General features: G+C 68.6%; 16 protein-coding genes. 9 read left to right on the plus strand and 7 right to left on the minus strand.

The window, feature by feature from the left end; all coding sequences use genetic code 11:
• Nucleotides 1-8: 8 nt before the first annotated feature.
• Together ACOQOP_RS01930 and ACOQOP_RS01935 are read right to left on the minus strand one after the other, a co-directional pair.
• Nucleotides 9-740 carry a TerB family tellurite resistance protein gene (locus tag ACOQOP_RS01930; protein WP_420564628.1) on the minus strand — a complete coding sequence of 244 codons (732 nt, stop codon included), beginning with the start codon at nucleotides 738-740 and terminating at the stop codon, nucleotides 9-11.
• 110 nt (nucleotides 741-850) lie between these two features.
• Complete coding sequence (locus tag ACOQOP_RS01935) at nucleotides 851-1,195, minus strand: PilZ domain-containing protein (protein ID WP_420564629.1); 345 nt, start codon at nucleotides 1,193-1,195, stop codon at nucleotides 851-853.
• 354 nt (nucleotides 1,196-1,549) lie between these two features.
• Here ACOQOP_RS01935 and ACOQOP_RS01940 point away from each other — a divergent pair, with 354 nt between their 5' ends.
• From ACOQOP_RS01940 to ACOQOP_RS01960, 5 genes are all read left to right on the plus strand, one after another.
• The gene (locus ACOQOP_RS01940) at nucleotides 1,550-2,959 is read left to right on the plus strand and encodes an FAD-binding oxidoreductase (RefSeq protein ID WP_420564630.1); all 1,410 of its coding nucleotides are present in this window, start codon (nucleotides 1,550-1,552) and stop codon (nucleotides 2,957-2,959) included.
• Between the two features lie 101 nt (nucleotides 2,960-3,060).
• The gene (locus tag ACOQOP_RS01945) at nucleotides 3,061-3,507 is read left to right on the plus strand and encodes a GlcG/HbpS family heme-binding protein (RefSeq protein WP_420564631.1); all 447 of its coding nucleotides are present in this window, start codon (nucleotides 3,061-3,063) and stop codon (nucleotides 3,505-3,507) included.
• The gene (locus ACOQOP_RS01950) at nucleotides 3,504-4,268 is read left to right on the plus strand and encodes a DUF3750 domain-containing protein (RefSeq protein ID WP_420564632.1); all 765 of its coding nucleotides are present in this window, start codon (nucleotides 3,504-3,506) and stop codon (nucleotides 4,266-4,268) included. The genes ACOQOP_RS01945 and ACOQOP_RS01950 overlap by 4 nt, the downstream gene beginning before the upstream one ends.
• A 498-nt stretch (nucleotides 4,269-4,766) precedes the next feature.
• The gene (locus ACOQOP_RS01955) at nucleotides 4,767-5,936 is read left to right on the plus strand and encodes an iron-containing alcohol dehydrogenase (RefSeq protein WP_420564633.1); all 1,170 of its coding nucleotides are present in this window, start codon (nucleotides 4,767-4,769) and stop codon (nucleotides 5,934-5,936) included.
• Nucleotides 5,937-5,947: 11 nt separating this feature from the next.
• Complete coding sequence (locus ACOQOP_RS01960) at nucleotides 5,948-6,964, plus strand: hydroxyacid dehydrogenase (protein WP_420564634.1); 1,017 nt, start codon at nucleotides 5,948-5,950, stop codon at nucleotides 6,962-6,964.
• Between the two features lie 45 nt (nucleotides 6,965-7,009).
• On the opposite strand, the gene ACOQOP_RS01965 is transcribed toward ACOQOP_RS01960, so the two are convergent.
• From ACOQOP_RS01965 to ACOQOP_RS01985, 5 genes are all read right to left on the minus strand, one after another.
• Complete coding sequence (locus ACOQOP_RS01965; protein ID WP_420564635.1) at nucleotides 7,010-7,609, minus strand: sarcosine oxidase subunit gamma; 600 nt, start codon at nucleotides 7,607-7,609, stop codon at nucleotides 7,010-7,012.
• A complete protein-coding gene (locus tag ACOQOP_RS01970; protein WP_420564636.1) occupies nucleotides 7,602-10,625 on the minus strand; it encodes a sarcosine oxidase subunit alpha family protein in 3,024 nt (1,007 codons plus the stop codon). The genes ACOQOP_RS01965 and ACOQOP_RS01970 overlap by 8 nt, the downstream gene beginning before the upstream one ends.
• 1 nt (nucleotide 10,626) lies before the next feature.
• Complete coding sequence (locus ACOQOP_RS01975) at nucleotides 10,627-10,929, minus strand: sarcosine oxidase subunit delta (protein ID WP_420564637.1); 303 nt, start codon at nucleotides 10,927-10,929, stop codon at nucleotides 10,627-10,629.
• Nucleotides 10,930-10,945: 16 nt separating this feature from the next.
• Complete coding sequence (locus ACOQOP_RS01980) at nucleotides 10,946-12,250, minus strand: sarcosine oxidase subunit beta family protein (RefSeq protein ID WP_420564638.1); 1,305 nt, start codon at nucleotides 12,248-12,250, stop codon at nucleotides 10,946-10,948.
• 143 nt (nucleotides 12,251-12,393) lie between these two features.
• Nucleotides 12,394-13,320: a YgfZ/GcvT domain-containing protein gene (locus ACOQOP_RS01985; protein ID WP_420564639.1), complete on the minus strand. Its 927-nt coding sequence runs from the start codon at nucleotides 13,318-13,320 to the stop codon at nucleotides 12,394-12,396.
• 130 nt (nucleotides 13,321-13,450) lie between these two features.
• Here ACOQOP_RS01985 and speB point away from each other — a divergent pair, with 130 nt between their 5' ends.
• The 4 genes from speB (at nucleotide 13,451) to ACOQOP_RS02005 (ending at nucleotide 18,412) form a co-directional block, all read left to right on the plus strand.
• Nucleotides 13,451-14,398: an agmatinase gene (speB, locus tag ACOQOP_RS01990; protein WP_420564640.1), complete on the plus strand. Its 948-nt coding sequence runs from the start codon at nucleotides 13,451-13,453 to the stop codon at nucleotides 14,396-14,398.
• A 113-nt stretch (nucleotides 14,399-14,511) separates the two neighbouring features.
• The gene (locus ACOQOP_RS01995; protein ID WP_420564641.1) at nucleotides 14,512-15,828 is read left to right on the plus strand and encodes a caspase family protein; all 1,317 of its coding nucleotides are present in this window, start codon (nucleotides 14,512-14,514) and stop codon (nucleotides 15,826-15,828) included.
• Nucleotides 15,825-17,444, plus strand: a complete 1,620-nt coding sequence (locus ACOQOP_RS02000) for a hypothetical protein (RefSeq protein WP_420564642.1) — start codon at nucleotides 15,825-15,827, stop codon at nucleotides 17,442-17,444. Before ACOQOP_RS01995 ends, ACOQOP_RS02000 begins: the two co-directional genes overlap by 4 nt.
• 35 nt (nucleotides 17,445-17,479) lie before the next feature.
• The gene (locus tag ACOQOP_RS02005) at nucleotides 17,480-18,412 is read left to right on the plus strand and encodes a hypothetical protein (RefSeq protein WP_420564643.1); all 933 of its coding nucleotides are present in this window, start codon (nucleotides 17,480-17,482) and stop codon (nucleotides 18,410-18,412) included.
• Nucleotides 18,413-18,489 lie beyond the last annotated feature (77 nt).

Genomic DNA, 18,489 nt, shown 5'->3' on the forward strand with positions numbered 1-18,489 from the left:
TGGTCAGGTCAGGAGATGTCCCGCGCCTTCTTGATCCGATCCCAGGCGCCGTTCAAGGCCGCCATACGCTCGGTCGCCTTCGAGATCAACTCGTCCGGCAGACCCTGGGCGATCAGGCGGTCGGGATGATGCTCGCGGATCAGCCGGAGATAGGCGGCCCGGGCCTCCTCGTCGGTGGCGGTCCGGTCGATGCCGAGGACCGAATACGGGTCGTCGCCCTTGTCGCCGACATAGATGGCGCGCAGCCGGTCGAAATCCACGTCGTTGAAGCCGAAGATCTCGGCGACCCGGCGCAGGTAGACGACTTCGCTCTCGTGGATCACGCCGTCGGCCCGGGCGATATGGAACAGGCTGCCGATCAGCTCCTCCAGAACGGGGGAGCCGGGGTTGAACAGCCGGGCGATCTGATGGGCGTAGGCCTCGAACCCCTCGCTGGTCTGCCGTGCCGTGTCCCAGACCCGGCCGACATTCTTGATCTCCTCGGGCGGCACCCGGAAGACGTCGCGGAAGGCGGAGATCTCGTCCCGCGTGACCACGCCGTCGGCCTTGGCCATCTTGGCGCCGAGCGCGATCACGCCGATGGTGAAGGCGATCTTCTTGGTCGCCGCCTCCTCGTCGATCGGCTGATCTTCGGCATAGCGGTCGAGGGCATGGCCGCCGACCACGCCCAGGAGAGCGCCGATGGGTCCGCCGATCGCGAATCCCGCGGCCCCGCCGATGATCTTTCCCCAGATGCTCACGCCGTCCCGACCCGTAGATTTGCTTGCGGTAAAGCGGCGGGAGTTTGGCGTCCGCACTCCCGGGGGTCAACGCTGACGGTGGCGGGTGGGTTCCGTGCCTGGGGAGGCTGTCAGCGACCCGCAGTTTTGCGGGCGAAATACTCGACGATCGCCTGCTTCTTGTGCTTGTCGATCCGGTAGAACTGGGCGGCCAGCTTGTCGCCGGCCGTGCGCACGACCACCGCTTCCGCGGTGAAGACGATCACCCGGGCGTCGTCCTGGACTTCGACCGTCATCTTGAACTTCTGGCCCTTGATCAGACGGCCGTCATGGCCCGAGATCAGGATGCCGGATTGGCTCCAGTTCTCCAGGGTGAATTTGGAGCTGTCGATGGTCACGGTCCCGAGCGCGGCCACCCGCGGAGCGACGCGACGGTCACTGTCACCGGTTAGAGCGGATTTGATCGCCGACCACATGTGTACACTTCCCGATCGTCCATGAGGCCCGAGGGCCTATTGCGTGAATGGATATTCGTAACACTGTGGGGCACGGCCCCTGAAGATTTGGTAAATTTTCCCTGACCAATGCAGAGAATTGGTTGTGCGCTGTTGCCGGCTGCTACCTCTCGTTGCCAGGAGGCGCGGCCCGTGTGGGAGTGCTGCGGTACACCGGAGCGGTGGTGGCCGATATGCGATGCTTGGTCGCTGGGGCCGGCGGCGGTAAGAAGTCGGTGCCGCCTTGTTCCCGCGCGCCGCTGTCAGTAGCGTCGACGCGCGCGTCCGCACCGTGAACCAGTCGGGCCGTTCCGGTCCCGAAGAGGAGTGAAGACCATGCAGGTCGATGCCCAGCCGTCCAACGCCACCGCCCGCGAGGCCGCGATGGCCGACCTGATCGCCGCCTTCGGGAGCGAGCGGATCGTCACCGGCCGGGATATCCGCAATCGCCACGGCACCGACGAGAGCTACCATCCCACGGTCGCGCCGGACGCCGTCTTCTTCGCCCGCAGCACCGAGGAGGTGTCCCAGGCGGTGACCATCTGCGCCAAGCATAAATGGCCGGTGATCCCGTTTGGGGTCGGCACCTCCCTGGAGGGCGGGGTTGCGGCCCTGCGCGGCGGCCTGTCGGTCGACGTGTCGGAGATGAACAAGATCCTGGCGGTCAACGCCGAGGATCTGGACGTGCGCGTGCAGGCCGGGGTGACCCGCAAGCAGCTCAACGAATATCTGCGCGACACCGGCCTGATGTTCCCGATCGATCCGGGTGCCGACGCTTCCATTGGCGGGATGTGCGCCACCCGCGCGTCGGGCACCAACGCCGTGCGCTACGGCACCATGCGCGACAACGTGCTGAGCCTGACCGTGGTGATGGCCGACGGCCGGGTGGTGAAGACCGCGCGCCGGGCCAAGAAGTCGGCCGCAGGCTACGACCTGACCCGGCTGTTCGTCGGCTCCGAGGGCACGCTCGGCGTGATCACGGAGATCCAGCTCAAGGTCTACGGCATCCCCGAGGCGATCTCCTCGGCCGTGGTGCAGTTCGACGACCTGGAGAGTGCGGTGAACACCTGCGTGCTGACCATCCAGTCCGGCGTGCCGGTGGCCCGCATGGAGCTGCTGGACGACAGCCAGATGGGGGCGTGCATCTCCTACTCCAAGCTGGAGGGTTACACCGCCCGGCCGACCCTGTTCTTCGAGTTCCACGGCTCGGAGACCGGCGTGGTCGAGCAGGCCGAGACCGTCCAGGGCATTGCCGCCGAGTTCGGCGGGACCGACTTCAAATGGGCGACCAAGGCCGAGGACCGCAACAAGCTGTGGGAGGCGCGGCACAACGCGTTCTACGCCGCCCTGTCCCTGCGGCCGGGGGCCAAGGGCTGGCCGACCGACGTCTGCGTGCCGATCTCGCGCCTGGCCGAGTGCATCACGGAGACCAAGAAGGACCTGGCCGAGACCGGCCTGCTGGCCCCGCTGGTCGGCCATGTCGGCGACGGCAACTTCCATCTGGTCTATGTCATCGACCCGGAGAGCCAGGACGAGATGAACCGCGCCAAGGAGCATGCCGACCGCATGGTCCTGCGCGCCCTGTCCATGGACGGCACCTGCACCGGCGAGCATGGCGTGGGCTACGGCAAGATGGAATTCCTGGCCGCCGAACTGCCGGAAGCCATCCCGGTAATGCGCGCGGTCAAACAGGCGCTCGACCCGGACAACATCATGAACCCGGGCAAGCTGTTCCGGATGAACTGAGGCCTTCGACGGTTCCGAAAGAATCCGCGACGGTTTTGAGCATTCCGGGCGTTGTTGAGGAGTTGATCGCCGTTCTGGAACCCTGACCGGAGAGGCCTGCCTTGCCCATCCCCACATCCGACCTGTCCCTAGACGAGGCCCGGGCGATCATCGCCGGGGCTTTCGCCAAGGCCGCCGAGCTGAAGCTGAAGCCGCTGGCGGTTGCCGTGCTCGATGCCGGGGGCCATATCCGTTCGATCGAACGGCAGGACGGGGCCAGCATGCACCGGCCGGAGATCGCCATCGGCAAGGCCTATGGGGCTCTTGCGATGGGGCTTGGCAGCCGGGAACTGGCCAATCGGGTGAAGGAGCGTGGCGCGGTGTTTCTCGATGCGGTGAACGGGATGCTGGACGGCCGGCTGATCCCGGCGCCGGGCGGCGTCCTGGTCAGGGATGCGGCCGGCAACGTGATCGCGGCGGTCGGCATCTCTGGCGACGCCTCGGAGCAGGACGAGGCCTGCGCCGTGGCCGGCATCGCGGCGGCCGGTCTGGAGGCTGTGACCGGATGAGCGCCGTCGCCAAGCTGGCGCTGGCGGTTGCGGCGGTGGCCATGTTCGGCCCGCTCCTGTTCAAGGGGGCGAGCCATTCCTGGGCGAGCGAGCCGTGGCACCGGGCCGACCGCAGTTCGGCCGGTCTCGCCCCCGATCCGCGCACCACGCCCGAAGCGGTCGTGCAGGTCTATGCCGCCCCGACCTATGGCTGGCGCGGCATCTTCGCCGTCCATGCCTGGATCGCGGTGAAGGATGCCAACGCACCTCGCTACGACCGATGGGACGTGATGGGCTGGGGGCGCGGCCGGGTGGTGCGCGAGAATTACGACGGACCGGATCACCGCTGGTTCGGCCGGGATCCGCAGGTTCTCGTCGATATCCGGGGCGACCGGGCGGCGGCCCTGATCCCGCAGATCCGCGAGGCGGTGGCCGACTATCCCTGGCCGGAGACCTATCGGACCTTTCCCGGGCCGAACAGCAACACCTTCGTCGCCTTCGTCTCCCGCCGGGTGCCGGACCTGGGCCTCGACCTTCCGCCCACGGCGATCGGCAAGGACTACCGCCCGCTCAACGACCCGATCGGCCATGCCCCCAGCGGCGGCGGCCTGCAGCTCAGCCTGCTGGGGCTCGCCGGCCTCATCGTCGCGCCGGCGGAGGGGATCGAGATCAACCTGCTGGGGCTCGGGGTCGGGATCGACATCGCCGACCCCGCCCTGCGCCTGCCCGGCATCGGCCGGATCGGTGTCACGCCGTCCGCGGCGCGCGCGCAAACGGAATAGCCCCCGTCCGTTGCCGGACGCGGGCTGGTGTCACGATGCGGGAGAGAGGCCGCCGACGAAGCCGGCGAGTAAGCTCAGGAGATCGCCGACGCCGACAGGAACATCGTGCCGAGCAGAATGCCGTACACGAAGACCAGCGCCGGCCAGGAGGCGGCATTTCGATTGTAAGCCCGGATCATTTCGTCCTTCGTCATGGTCGCCTCCTCTGGGGATCACGGAACCCCCCGATGGGGTTCCTATGAACGGACGGTCGCACAGCGCTTTCGGCGGTTACCGTCGAGAACCGCCATTTAACGTACGCTACGAGAACATCAAGCAAGATTCTCCGTTAAGTTTGCGTGAAGTCTGCAGGGCAGGCAGGCACAAACCGCATAGCTCGGCTAAAACATTCGATATGCGGAAAATTCCGCCCCTTGTAGCAGCTTGTGGCCGTCGCGGGCGGAGGCTACCGTCACTGCAAACGACAGGGTTCAAACACTGTGGGACGGAGGAGCCGTGATGGCTGATTTCCCGAGCGGCGTGTGGCGCTATCCGACCGAGATCCGTTTCGGTGTGGGCGAGATCGACAAGCTGGGCGACGCCTGTGCGGATGCCGGAATCCGCCGTCCGCTGATCGTGACCGATGCCGGCCTGGTTCGGAACTCCATGATCACCGGCGCCCGTGACGACCTGCAGGACTCGGGCATGGCGGCGGAGGTGTTCTCGCGCGTTCGTGGCAACCCGATCGGCGCCAATGTGCTCGAGGGTGCGGAGATGTTCCGCGACGGCGATTTCGACGGCGTCATCGGCTTCGGCGGCGGCTCGGCGCTGGACGTCGCCAAGGCGATCGCCATGGCGGCCCACCAGGATCGGCCGCTGTTCGACCTGCATGTGAAGTCCGGCGGCCCGGCGGCGATCGACGGTTCCAAGGTGGCGCCGATCATCGCCGTGCCGACCACCGCCGGCACCGGGTCGGAAACCGGCCGCGCCTCGATCATCACCGAGGAGGACGTGCACGAGAAGCGCATCTTCCTGCATCCCCGGATGATGCCGACCATCGTCATCGAGGATCCGCAGCTCACCGTCGGCCTGCCGGCGAACCTGACCGCCTGGACCGGCATCGACGCGCTGGCCCACTGCTTCGAGGGCTTCTGCGCGCCGGAGCTGCATCCGTTCTCCGATGGCGTGGCGGTGGAGGGCATGCGCCTGATCAAGGAGTACCTGCCGAGGGCGGTCGCGGACGGCCGGGACCTGGAGGCGCGTGGCATGATGCTGGCGGCGGCCTCAATGGGCTCGACCGCGTTCCAGAAGGGGCTCGGCGCGATCCACTCGCTCAGCCACCCGGTGGGCGCGCGGTTCGACACCCATCACGGCCTGACCAACGGCGTGTTCTTCCCCTACGTCATCGCTCACAACCGCGACGTCATCCCCGACAAGTGCGAGCGGCTGTCGGCCTATCTCGGGCTGAAGAAATCCGGGATCGACGGGGTGATGGAGTGGATTCTGGACCTGCGCAAGCAGTTCGATATCCCCCATACTGCCAAGGAACTGGGCGTCGATCCGGACCGGGTCGATGAAATCGCAGCCGCCGCCGAGAAAGACCCGTCCACGGGCAGCAATCCGAAGCCGATGACGGCCTCGGACATGGCGACGGTTCTGCGGAATGCCCTGGAGGGAACACTCGACTGAAGGGAAATTTCGTGCGTCACAAGGCCTTACTGATTGATCCGCTCTATCACCCGGGCGGCGAAGAGCATCTTCGTGCCCATGTGGATGTCGAACTGCTGATGCGTCCGGAGCGGGCTGCGGTGCTGGAGGCGGCCAAGGGCGCCCATGGTATCTGCGGTCGCTACCCGAACAAGGTGGACGCCGAGGTGATCGCCGCGGCCGAGGACCTGCTGGTCATCTGCTCGTCCGGCCGCGGTACCGACGCGATCGACATCGGTGCGGCGACCGAGGCCGGCGTGATCGTCGTGAACAACCCGGGCTTCGGGAAGATCCCGGTCTCCGAGCACGCGCTGTTCATGATGATGAGCCTGTCGCGCCACGGCTTCGAGCATGACGCCATGGTGCGCTCCGGCACGGGCTGGTCGGACCGGCTGAGCGAGACCAACACGATCAAGGATCTCGACCAGTCCACCTTGGGCATCGTCGGGCTAGGGCAGATCGGCACGGAGATGGCGCGCAAGTGCATGGGCGCCTTCGACATGGACGTGATCGCCTACGACCCCTACGTGGACGCGGGGACGGCCAACGATCTCGGCATCGAGATGGTCTCCGATCTGAGCGACCTGCTGGCGCGCTCGGACTACGTCTCGGTCCATGCCGAGCTGAACGACGAGACCCACCACATGTTCAACGACGCGGCCTTCGAGGCGATGCAGCCGCACGCCTGCCTGATCAACACCGCGCGCGGCAAGATCGTCAGCCAGGACGCGCTGCACAGGGCGCTAAGCGCTCGCAAGATTCGGGCGGCGGCGCTGGACGTGTTCGAGGTCGAGCCGGTGGGGGCGGACAATCCGCTGTGCCAACTCGACAACATCATCCTCTCCCCGCATGTGGGCGGCCTGACCCGCGGCTTCATGAAGGAGAGCGCGATGACGGTGGCCCGCACCATGTTGACGGTGTTCAACGCCGAGCAGCCGGCCAATATCCGCAATCCGGACGCTTGGGAGCGGGCGAAGCAGCGGGCGACGCGGCTGCTGGCCGCCCGCTAGCGAGGAGGGATATTCGGTCCCGGGGCAGCCATGCCCCGGACCGGTTCAGTCAGCGACCACTCGGTGACCCACATCCGCCGAGGCGTCGACCAGCCAGTCCCAGAGATAGGCGGCAAAGGACGGCCGCACGAACAGCCGGTAGGCCTCGTCCCCCGTCTGCTCCAGGATGATCTGGGCACGGCCCAGCAATCCCTGGGAGCACTGGCCGGGCATGAAGACCGACGGGTGCAGGTCCTGCGGCCAACCCTTCAGCAGCACCCAGCGGGCGGCATGGCCGGAGAGCTCGATCACCGCGTAGTTGTCGGACAGGTCGACCACCGCGTGGTGGACGCGCGCCATGGCCTCCTCCAGCCGGGCGCACAGCGCGGTGCTGTCGCCATCCTGCGCAACCGCCAGCCACTCGTCCGGGCCGAGCCAGAGCAGCGACACGCCCTCGGTGCGCGACGTGGTGTTCGGCGTGGTCGGCAGGGGGGCGCCCAGAACCGTCTCCACATGGCCGGCGAAGGCCTTGTCGGCATCGCCGCGCAGGTTGATCAGGCTCAGCCCGACCGCCTCGCGCAGCACGATGCCCGCATGATACGGGCCGCCGACGGGACCGATATGGCCGGAAAGCGGGCTCAGGGCCCGGGGTGCGGCGTCAGCCATCGCGGCGGCTCCCCTCGAGATCGAAGAACACGGGATCGGTCACGGTCACCTTGACCGTCTTGCCGGCCAGCGGCACCCACAGGGTGTCGCCCTTGCGGCCATGCCCGCCCTTGACCAGGGCCATGGCGATCGAACGGCCACAATTGGGCGAATAGTAGGACGAGGTGACGTGGCCGAGCATGACCATCGGCGGCTGCGGCTTCACCTCCTGCACGATCTGCGCGCCTTCCGGCAGCACCTCGTTCGGGTTCTCGGTCAGCAGGCCGACGAGCTGCTTTCGGTCGGGCAGCATCAGGTCGGGCCGGAAGAGGCCACGCTTGCCGATGAAGTCAGTCTTGGTCTTCGACACGATCCAGTCCATGGCGAGGTCGCTCGGCGTGACCGAGCCGTCCGTCTCCTGGCCGACGATGATGAAGCCGCGCTCGGCGCGCAGCACGTGCATCGCCTCGGTGCCGTAGGGGGTGATGCCGTGCTTCTCGCCCGCCGCCATCAGCGCCTCCCACAGCGCCATGCCGTAGCGCCGGGGCACGTTGATCTCGAAGGAGAGCTCGCCGGTGAAGGAGATGCGGTAGACCCGGGCCGGGATGCCGGCGACGGTGCCCTCCTTCATCGCCATGAAGGGGAAGGCGTCGTTCGACAGGTCGATGTCGCTGCACAGCTCGGCCAGCAGGTCGCGGCACTTGGCCCCGCAGATCGAGGCGACCGACCACTGCTCGGTGACCGAGGTGAGATAGACCTCAAGGTCCGGCCATTCGGTCTGCAGATGCTCCTCAAGATGCGACAGCACGCGGGCCGCACCACCGGTCGTGGTGGTCATGTGGAAATGGTCGTCGGCGAGCCGGGTGGTCACGCCGTCATCGATGACGAAGCCGGCGTCGTTCAGCATCAGCCCGTAGCGGCACTTGCCGACGCCGAGCTTGAGCCAGGCATTGGTATAGACCCGGTTGAGGAACTCGGCCGAATCCTTGCCACGCACGTCGATCTTGCCGAGGGTGGAGGCGTCCAGGATGCCGACCGCGTTGCGCGCCGCCATGCATTCCCGGTCGACCGCTTGGCGCATGGTCTCGCCCGCCTTCGGGTAGTACCAGGGGCGCATCCACTGTCCGACATGCTCGAACTTCGCGCCGTTGGCCTTGTGCCAGGGATCGACCGCGGTGGTGCGCTCCGGATCGAACAGCTTGCCGATGTCGCGGCCGCCATAGGCGCCGATGGTGGTCGGCGTGTAGGGCGGGCGGAAGGTGGTCGTCCCGACCGCCGGAATGTCGGTGCCCAGCGTGGCGGCGACGATGGCGAGCGCGTTGACGTTGGACGTCTTGCCCTGGTCGGTGCCCATGCCGGTGGTGGTGTAGCGCTTCACATGCTCGATCGAGCGGTAGCCCTCGCGTGCCGCCAGGTTCAGGTCAGCCGCAGTGACGTCGTTCTGGAAATCGACGAAGTGCTTGCCCTTGTGCCCGACCGGCTTGTCCGACGGCAGCACCCAGAGCGTGCGGTGGTCGGTGGTGCCGGGTTCCTCCACCTTGGGAGCGGCCGGCTGGCGGGCGGTATGATCGGTGGCGCGGGCGGCCTCCAGGCCGGCCTTGATGCCGTCCTTCACCGACTGGGCCACGGTCATGGTGCCGGCGCAGCCGCCGACGCAGGCCTGCGGCGCGTGCTTGGGATCGTGCACGGCGGCCGGCACGAAGGCGTCCATCTCTTCGTCCCAGCGCAGCTTGCCGCGGCTCTGGCTGAACAGGTGGACGGTCGGGTTGAAGCCGCCGCACATGGCGACGAGGTCGCAGCCGATTCGCCGCGTGACCTTTGCGAGGCCGGCGCCGTCGGCCGTCATCTCGGCGACGTCCACGCCCTCGACCCGATGGCCGCCATGGGCGCCCGCGATCGAGTGGCCGGCCAGGATGTCGATGCCCTTCTCGCGGGCGGCGTCGACCAGCGGTCCCGTCGGCTCGGCGCGCAGGTCGACGATCGCCGTCACCCTGGCGCCGCGTGCCGCATAGGCGAGCGCGGTGCGGTAGCCGTCGTCATGGCCGGTCACGATCAACGGCTTACGTCCGGCGGTCACCCCGTAGCGCACCGCGTAGCCGCGCGCCGCACTGGAGAGCAACACGCCCGGCAGGTCGTTGTCGCGGAACACCAGCGGCCGCTCCAGCGTGCCGGTGGCGAGCACCACTTGCTTGGCGCGGATCTTCCACAGGCGCTGGCGCGGGGTGTTCGGGATGACGGCGCCGATATGGTCGGTCACCCGCTCGGCGGCGAGCAGGTAGTTGTGGTCGAGATAGGCGTGCACGCAGGTGCGCGGCAGCAGGGTCACCTCGGGCATGGAGGCGAGCTCCGCCACCACCTCGGCAACCCAGTCGGGGCCGGGCTTGCCGTCGATGAAGACGTCGTCCTCGGCCAGCAGGGAGCCGCCGAATTCCGACTGCTCGTCGGCCAGGACCACCCGCGCGCCGGTGCGCCCGGCGGCCAGGGCGGCGGCGAGACCGGCGGGACCGGCGCCGACGATCAGCACGTCCGGATGGGCGTGCATGTGCTCGTAGCGGTCCGGGTCCGGGCCTTCCGGCGCCTTGCCGAGGCCGGCGGCCTTGCGGATCACCTCCTCGTAGGTCATCCACAGCGAGGCCGGCCACATGAAGGTCTTGTAGTAGAAGCCCGCCGGGAACAGCCGGTGCAGGGCGGAGTTCACCGCGCCCACATCGTATTTCAGACAGGGCCAGCGGTTCTGGCTCTCGGCGTCGAGCCCGTCGAACAGCTCGATCTGGGTGGCGCGCAGGTTCGGCTCGCTGCGGTTGCCGCGGGCGAGCTGGATCAGTGCGTTCGGCTCTTCGGCGCCCAGGCCGAGGATGCCGCGCGGCCGGTGGTACTTGAAGCTGCGGCCGACCAGATGGACGTCGTTGGCCAGCAGGGCCGAGGCGAGGGTGTCGCCGGCATAGCCGGTGTAGCTCCTGCCGTCGAAGCGGAAGCCGAGCGGCCGGGACCGGTCGATGCGGCCGCCGGAGGCAATGCGATTGGGCTGGCGGCTCACGTCAGGCGTCCTTCTTGGCGGTGAGCTGAGCGATGTCAGGCATCGGCTCGCCCGGCTTGTAGCTGGCGAAGATCTCGTGGGTGTAGGTGTCGCGGATCACGTTGAACCAGCGCCGGCACCCGTTGGTGTGCATCCAGCGCTCGGCGAATGGACCCTTGGTGTTGCGGCGCAGGTAGAGGTAGGCCTCCCACTCCGCGTCGCTGCACTCGGTCGGATCGGCCGGACGGGCCACATGGGCCTCGGCACCGTAGTGGAACTCGGCGTCGTCGCGTGGACCGCACCAGGGGCAGGGGATCAGTTGCATCTCTCTATCCTCCCGCTCAGTGGGCCACGCCGGCCGCACCGTGCTCGTCGACCAGGTATCCCGTACGGAACCGGTCAAGCGTGAACGGGGCGGCAAGCGCGTTCGGGCGGTCATGGGCGATCAGGTCGGCGAAGACATGGCCGGAGCCGGGGGTCGCCTTGAACCCGCCGGTCCCCCAGCCGCAGTTGAAGTACAGGCCCGGCACCGGCGTCTTGGAGATGATCGGCGAGGCGTCCGGGCAGGTATCCACGATGCCGCCCCACTGGCGCAGCATCCGCAGGCGCGAGGTGATGGGGTACAGCTCCACCGTCGCCGCGAGCAGGTGCTCGGGATGGTTCGGCGAGCCGCGCTGGGCGTAGGAATTGTAGGCGTCGGTGCCCGCACCCAGCACCAGCTCGCCCTTGTCGGACTGGCTGATATACATGTGCACGGCGTTCGACATGACGACCTTGTCGATGCACGGCTTGATCGGCTCCGACACCAGGGCTTGCAGCGGGCGGGCCTGGATCGGCAGCCTGAACCCGGCCATCTCGGCCAGCACGCCGGAATGCCCGGCCGGCACGCAGCCGACCTTGTTCGCGGCGATGAAGCCCTTGGTGGTCTGCACGCCGATGATATGGCCCTCGGGCGCGCGCTCGAAGCCGGTGACCTCGCAGTTCTGGATGATGTCGACACCCAGTTCGTCGGCGGCGCGGGCATAGCCCCAGGCGACCGCGTCGTGGCGGGCGGTGCCACCGCGCTGCTGCAGGATGCCGCCCTTCACCGGGTAGCGGATGTTCGGGTCGATGTTGATGATCGGGACCAGCTTCTTGATCTCGTCCGGCAGCACCAGCTCAATATCGACACCGTTCAGCCGGATCGCCTCGTAGCGCCGGCGCATCTCGCGCCACTCGTGCTCGCTATGGGCCAGGTTGATGACGCCGCGCTGGCTGAACATGACGTTGAAGTTCAGCTCCTGGCTCATGCCCTCCCAGAGCTTCAGGGCGTGGTCGTAGAGCTTGATCGACTCGTCCCAGAGATAGCCGGAGCGGATGATGGTGGTGTTGCGCCCGGTATTGCCGCCGCCGATCCAGCCCTTCTCCAGCACCGCCACGTTGCGCACGCCGTGCAGCTTGGCGAGGTAATAGGCGGTGGTCAGCCCGTGGCCGCCGCCGCCGACGATGATGACGTCATAGGCCTTCTTCGGCTCCGGCGACCGCCAGGCCTGCTGCCAGCCCTCATGGTAGCTCAGCGCGTTCTTCGCCAGGGCGAAGAGGGAGTAGCGTTGCTTGGTGGTCGGTCCCGTGGTGGTCGAACCGTGCCGACCGGCGCTGGCGTCCATGCATCAACCCTCGAGTAAAAAGGCACTCATACACGCGGCATGCGCCGACGTCAGCGCGCAGAGTATATCGCACGTGCAACATGGTTTTGCCGCGTCCGACGGAGGGTGTCGGTTTCGGGGGGATACGGTCGGAACCGGACTGACTAGAACGTCGCCCAGTCGGGCTTGTGCGGGATCACCGTCGCCTCGCCGGCCTGCAGCGGATCGCCGGAGCGCAGGGCCTCGTCCAGGCGGTTCAGGCGGATCATCGCCAGGCCCATGCCGCCGCCTTCGCTGCCGCCGCCGTTGTTGGGGACGACGCTGCGCACCTCGCCGGCCTCGCGGCCGTCCAGGGTGATCTCGGTGCCAGGCTCGGGCAGCGGGCCGTTGATGATGATCGGCATCAGCCGGCGCTTCACCAGGCCGCGATACTTGGTTCGCGCGGTGAGCTCCTGGCCCATGTAGCAGCCCTTGTCGAAATCGACGCCGCCCAGCTCCTCGAACCCGGCCTCCAGCAGCACGGTCTTCTCCACCGCCAGGTCCTTGGCGCCGTCCGGCAGGCCGATGGAGACGCGGCGGCGGTCATAGGCGGCCCGGTCGGTCTCCTTCAGCCCGGCGGCCCCCAGCGCGGCCGGCCCGGCGACCTCCGGCAGCATCACCCGGGCCCCGGCATCGGCATGGCGGGGGTCGACGAAGGCCAGACCCTCGGCAAATCCGCTCGTCGCTCCGCGCTCGGCCGGCAGGCTGAGGGCGTCGAAGGTGTCGGCGCCGAAGACGGCCGCGACGATCCAGTCGTCGGACTCGATCGACATGTCGATCTTGGAGCGCAGTTTGTACATCCGCAGCTTGCGGAAGAACTCCTCCAGCCGGTCGGCGGCGGTCTCGATCAGCAGGGCCTCGCCGGTCTCCACCAGGAAGAAATCGTAGAGGAACTTGCCCTGGGCGGTCAGGAACGCCCCGTATCCCGCCCGCTCCGGCGAGACCTTGAGCACGTCGTTGGACACCAGCCCCTGAAGGAAGGTCGCCCGATCCTCGCCGGCAATGCGGATGACGCCGCGATCGTCGAATATGTGGAAATACGCGTTGGCCATGGGTTCCTCCGGTGCGGCAGTAGACGTAAGCCGCACGGCAGGCCCCCGCAAGTGCGCGTCGCGTTCGCGCCATTGCCTCCCGTCCCTGTCCTCGCCAAACTCGGGCCGATTTCGACAGGAGACAGACACCATGGCCCAGTCAGACAGCCCGATCGCGCGCCCCCGCTACACCGGCATCCCGACCTTCATGCGCGCGCCCTTCGCCGAGGACTGGAGCACTGTCGATATCGCCATGATCGGGGTGCCCTATGACGGCGGTGTGACCAACCGTCCGGGCGCGCGGCATGGCCCGCGCGAGGTGCGCAACTCCTCCAGCCTGATGCGGCTGATCAACCAGGCGACCGGCTGCTGCCCCTACGACCTCGCCCGGATCGCCGATATCGGCGACTGCGTCATCGAGCGGCCGTTCCAATTGGAAGGCGCCCATGGGGAGATCGATCGGTATTACGAGAAGGTGGTGGCGGCGGGTCTGGTGCCGCTCTCGGTCGGCGGCGACCATTCCATCTCGCTGCCGATCCTGCGGCAGATCGGCAAGGACCGGCCGGTGGGCATGATCCATATCGACGCCCATGCCGATACCGGCGACGACTATTTCGGCTCCCGCTTCCACCACGGCGCCCCCTTCCGCCGGGCGGCCGAGGAGGGCGTGCTCGATCCCAAGCGCACGATCCAGATCGGCATCCGCGGCGGTATCAACGACCGCGATCAGTGGTCCTTCAGCCACGAGAGCGGCATGCGGGTGATCTACATGCACGAGATCCCGGGCATGGGGCTCGACGCGGTGATCGCCGAGGCGCTCAAGGTGGCGGGCGACGGGCCGACCTATCTCAGCTTCGACATCGACGCCTGCGACCCGGCCTATGCGCCGGGCACCGGCACCCCGGAATTCGGCGGCTTCACGGCGGCGGAGTCCCTGCACCTGCTGCGCGGCCTGTCCGGCGTGGACTTCATCGGCGGCGACATGGTGGAGGTCTCCCCGCCCTTCGATCCGAGCGGCAACACCGCGCTGCTGGGGGCGACCATCCTGTTCGAGCAGCTCTGCCTGCTGGCGGAGGCCTTCCACCGACGCAGGAAATGAGTCCGTATGGTTGATTGATCGGAAAAATTCTCTCTCTAGGCGTGCCATAAGCGCTGCGATCCGATAAGCTTCGGATCTGGTCTGCTGGACGTCTGAGCGAGGATCGGTCAGCCATGTCGCATCGCATCGCCCGGATTGCCCTTGGTCTGGTGGTGCTGATGTGGACCGCTGGGGCCGCGTGGGCGCTCGATGCAGGGCGGATAACCGGTGCGCCGGCCGCGGCGGTCCCCGGCGTGACGCAAGCGTCGCCGGTCGCCGAGAACCGCGACGCCGTCGCCGTGATCATCGGCAACCGGCGCTACGCCAACGGCCTGCCCGAGGTCCGATATGCCGAGAACGATGCCCAGGCGGCCCGCCGGCTGGCGCTCGAGGGGCTGGGCTACCGGCCCGGCAATGTCATCGACCTGAGCAACGCCTCCCAGGCGGAGATGCTTTCGGTCTTCGGCAACGCGACCGACCACCGCGGCAAACTCTGGTCCTGGGTGAAGCCGGGCGTCTCCGACCTCTTCGTCTACTATTCCGGCCATGGCGTGCCGGGGCTAAGGGATCAGCGCGGCTACCTGCTGCCGGTCGATGCGGACCCGGCGACGCCGGAGATCAACGGCTACTCCCTGGACCTGCTGCTGTCCAACCTGTCCCGGCTGGAGGCCCGCTCGGTCCTGGTCATGCTGGATGCCTGCTTCTCCGGCAATTCGGCCGCCGGCTGGCTGCTGCGCTCGGCCTCGCCGGTCTACATCCGCACCGAGGCCCCGGCCGATCCCACGGGACTGACGGTGATCACCGCCGCTCAGGGCGACCAGGTGGCGAGCTGGGACGAGGAAAGACGGCTCGGCCTGTTCACCCGGCACATGATGGACGGGCTGTTCGACGGGGCGGGCGACCGGGCGCGCGGCGGGAACGGGGACGGGTCCGTCAGTCTGGGGGAACTGGAAGCCTATCTGGACGACGAGTTGACCTATGCCGCCCGGCGCCTGTTCCGCCGGGTGCAGAAGGCGAGCGTGCTGGGCGATCCGAAGACCGTCCTGGCCGCTGCGATTCACCGCTCGGCGAGGCCGGAGCCGGCGGCGCCGCCACCGCAGGCACCTGCGTCCCCCTTGGCGGAGCCCGGCCGCTATCCGGTCCTCGGCCCGTCGGTGGCGGATGCCCAGGTCTTCCTGCAGACCCACTGGGACGACGTGCGGCGCACGATCGAGGGTTTCTACGAGCGTGCCGGGAACGTCTGGGATCAGCGGGGCAATCCGCCCCAGGTCGAGTTCGCCGAGCGCATGGGGGAGATCAGCGAGCGGCGGGTGGTCGGGGTCTCTGGCAATACCTTCGACCTTGAGATCCGCTACCGCTGGCAGGGAGGCGGGGTGACGGACACGGCCGCCGCGGTGATGCGGATCGCGGTCGCCCCGGACGGCCTTGCGGTGGAGAAGATGTGGCGATGACGGCGCTGGGGCGTATGGCGTTGCTGCTGCTCGCGCTGACCGTGATCGCAGGACCGGCCCAGGCGAATGACGATTGGGGACACGCCCTGACCGGAGCGGCGTCGCATCTGTGGGCAGCGCTGCCGGATGAGACGCGGGTCGCCGTCCGGCCACTCGATCCCGACGAGAGCGGTCTGCCGGAGCCGCTGCTGGTCGAGGTCGAACGGGCGCTGACCGCTGCCCTGCTAGCCACGGCGCCGGCCGGAGCAGCCGTGCTGGCCCGTCGGGACCTGCCGGCCCTCTGGGAGGAAGCGGTGAGTTTCACCGGCGGCCTGCCCCGGGACCTTCTCACCGACGCGGCGGTGGATGCCCTGGTGGTCCCGACCGTTGGGGCGCGGGACGGCGGCCTGTCGGTGTCCGCCACGCTGATCGGGCTGCGCGACGCCGGGCTCGGCGAGGTTCTGGCGACCCTGCCGCCGACCTTCCTGGCCGCGGATCTCGCCACGGTCGACGTCGTTGAGGCGCGCTCCGGCGCCCGCCGGCTCGGCGTCGGCCTGGCTGAAGGGCTGCGGCTGGCGGTAGGGCCGGGATCGGCCTTCGCCGTTCGGGTCGAGCGACGCGGCCCGCGGGGGCCCGCCGCCGACTGGTTCGCCGCGATGGTGGCCGAGCATCTGGTCCAGCGACTGGCCGCCCCGCCGCTCTATGTCGCCCGGCCGCTGCGTCGGCTCGGCGAGGCGCCTGCCGCACGGGTCGTGGTGCTCCACCTGGAGCTGTGGGATCAGGGATCGCGGCTCGATGCCCAGGCCAAGGCGAGGATGGGGAGCGCGGAGGCCCATGGCACGGCGCGGATCGCGCTGACCTCGATCCCGCAGGGCTTCCTGCCGCTGACCCGCAAGGGCGGCCGGGTCGGGGAAGGGCTGTACCGGGCGGTCGGTCACTTCGCCCCGGCCCATCGGACCGATCCGCGCGAGATCCGGTTCGCCGCCCGCGTGCTGGCCCGGGCGGCGCTGATCGAGGACGGCCTGGGCCAAGGCGGCGGGACGCGCCGGGCCGCCGGTGCTGCGGACATCGCGACGGCCATGCATAGCCTGACCCGCGCCATACCGTTTGAGGAAATCTGGCAGGACGGCGCGGAAGAGGGTGGGGCCGCGCAGCAACTGGCCGCCCGTCTGGCCCGCTTGGGCGGTGGCGGCGCGCCCCGTGTCGACGCGGCCGTGGAACGGGCGCTGTACCAGCCGGGGGACCGTCTGAGCGCGCGGGTGACGGTGCGCGGCGGCCGCGCCTACCTCGCCGCCTATGCCTGGCAGGCGGACGATACGGTGGTGCGGATCGCCCCGTCGGACCGCGCGGCCCGGCTGCTGGAGGCGGATCGTCGGGCGGACCTGCCCGGGCCGAGGGACGCCCAGGTGACGGCCGCCCCGCTGCCGGGATCGGTGGAGACCCTGGAAGCGCTGCTGCTGGTGGCCAGTGCGATGCCGTTCGATGCGGATGCGCTGGCGCCTGCGGCCGGGGCGACGGCCGAGGGCAGTCTCGCCGCGGCGGCGCAGATGAGCGCCTTCCTGGACGCCCTCGCAGCCCTGGACCTGAGCAGGGTCAGTCTCGCGGTCCTGCCCTACAGAACCCGGGCGGCCGAGTGAGGGGCCGGCGGATCGTGCGGGTGAGCCGGGTCGTCATGCTGACCTTCGTCGCCTGCATGGTCGTTGCCGGCACGCTGTGGGCTGGCGGCACCGAGGCGTCGAAGACCGGGTCGGTGCCGGAGGGCGGGCCGGTCAGGGTTTTGGTGCTCGGCGAAGACGATCAGGAGGCCCTGGTGCCGCGCACCGATCCCGCGTTCCGGCGGGTGGTCGCGGAACTTCAGGACGCGCTGGAGCGCCGCGGCTTCCGCGTGATCGACGAGGACTCGGTCGCGGCCGATCTCGGTTGGGCGGCCCTGTCCGGTCGCGACAAGCGGGATGTTCTGGAAGCGGCGAAGCTGGCGGACGCGGCCGGTCGCGCCACCACCCGGGTCCAGGCCGTCCTCCTGTTCCGGATCGAAAGCAGCTATCGCGACCTGCGCTATGCCACGCGGATCGACCTTCACCTGTCCGGGGAGGTGTTCGACACGCGGAGCAACCGGTTCCTGGGAACTTTCGATCTGCCGACCGAGACGGTCACGACCCCAGGGCGCTGTCTCACCGCCACATGCGCGTCGGATGCCATCGGCACCCGGGCGCGGGACCTGGCGACCGAGCTGGGGGCGGCACTGGCCCTGAGGCTCGCCACCCTGACACCGCCTGGGCGGGATATGAACGCAGGCGAGCGAGCGTTGGAGTCGGTCTACACGCTCACCCTGCGACATTTTTCGGAAGCGGAGGCACTGTCCATCATCGGCGTGATGACGGACGGGTTTCCCGGCTTCCGTGGCCACGACCTGCTGCGCAGCGGTGCCGCGCTGCGACGCTACGAATACGTGACCACGGCCCGCGCCGGGGAGATCGAGCGGTGGCTGACCCTGCTGCTCACCGACATGGCCCTCGACCCGCAGGACGTGACGGCCTTGAGCATCCGGGCCGGCGATATCCGGATCGAGCGCATCCTGCCGCGTCCCGCCTCAGCGTCGAAGTGACGGAGCGGCACGCCGATACGCCCTAAAAAAGCAGGTCGATGGTTGAGAAAAATGTGATGAGTAATGCCAATGCGTGC

Origin of the sequence: Thalassobaculum sp., from assembly GCF_965223715.1 — a bacterium.
Classification (GTDB): Bacteria; Pseudomonadota; Alphaproteobacteria; order Thalassobaculales; family Thalassobaculaceae; genus Thalassobaculum.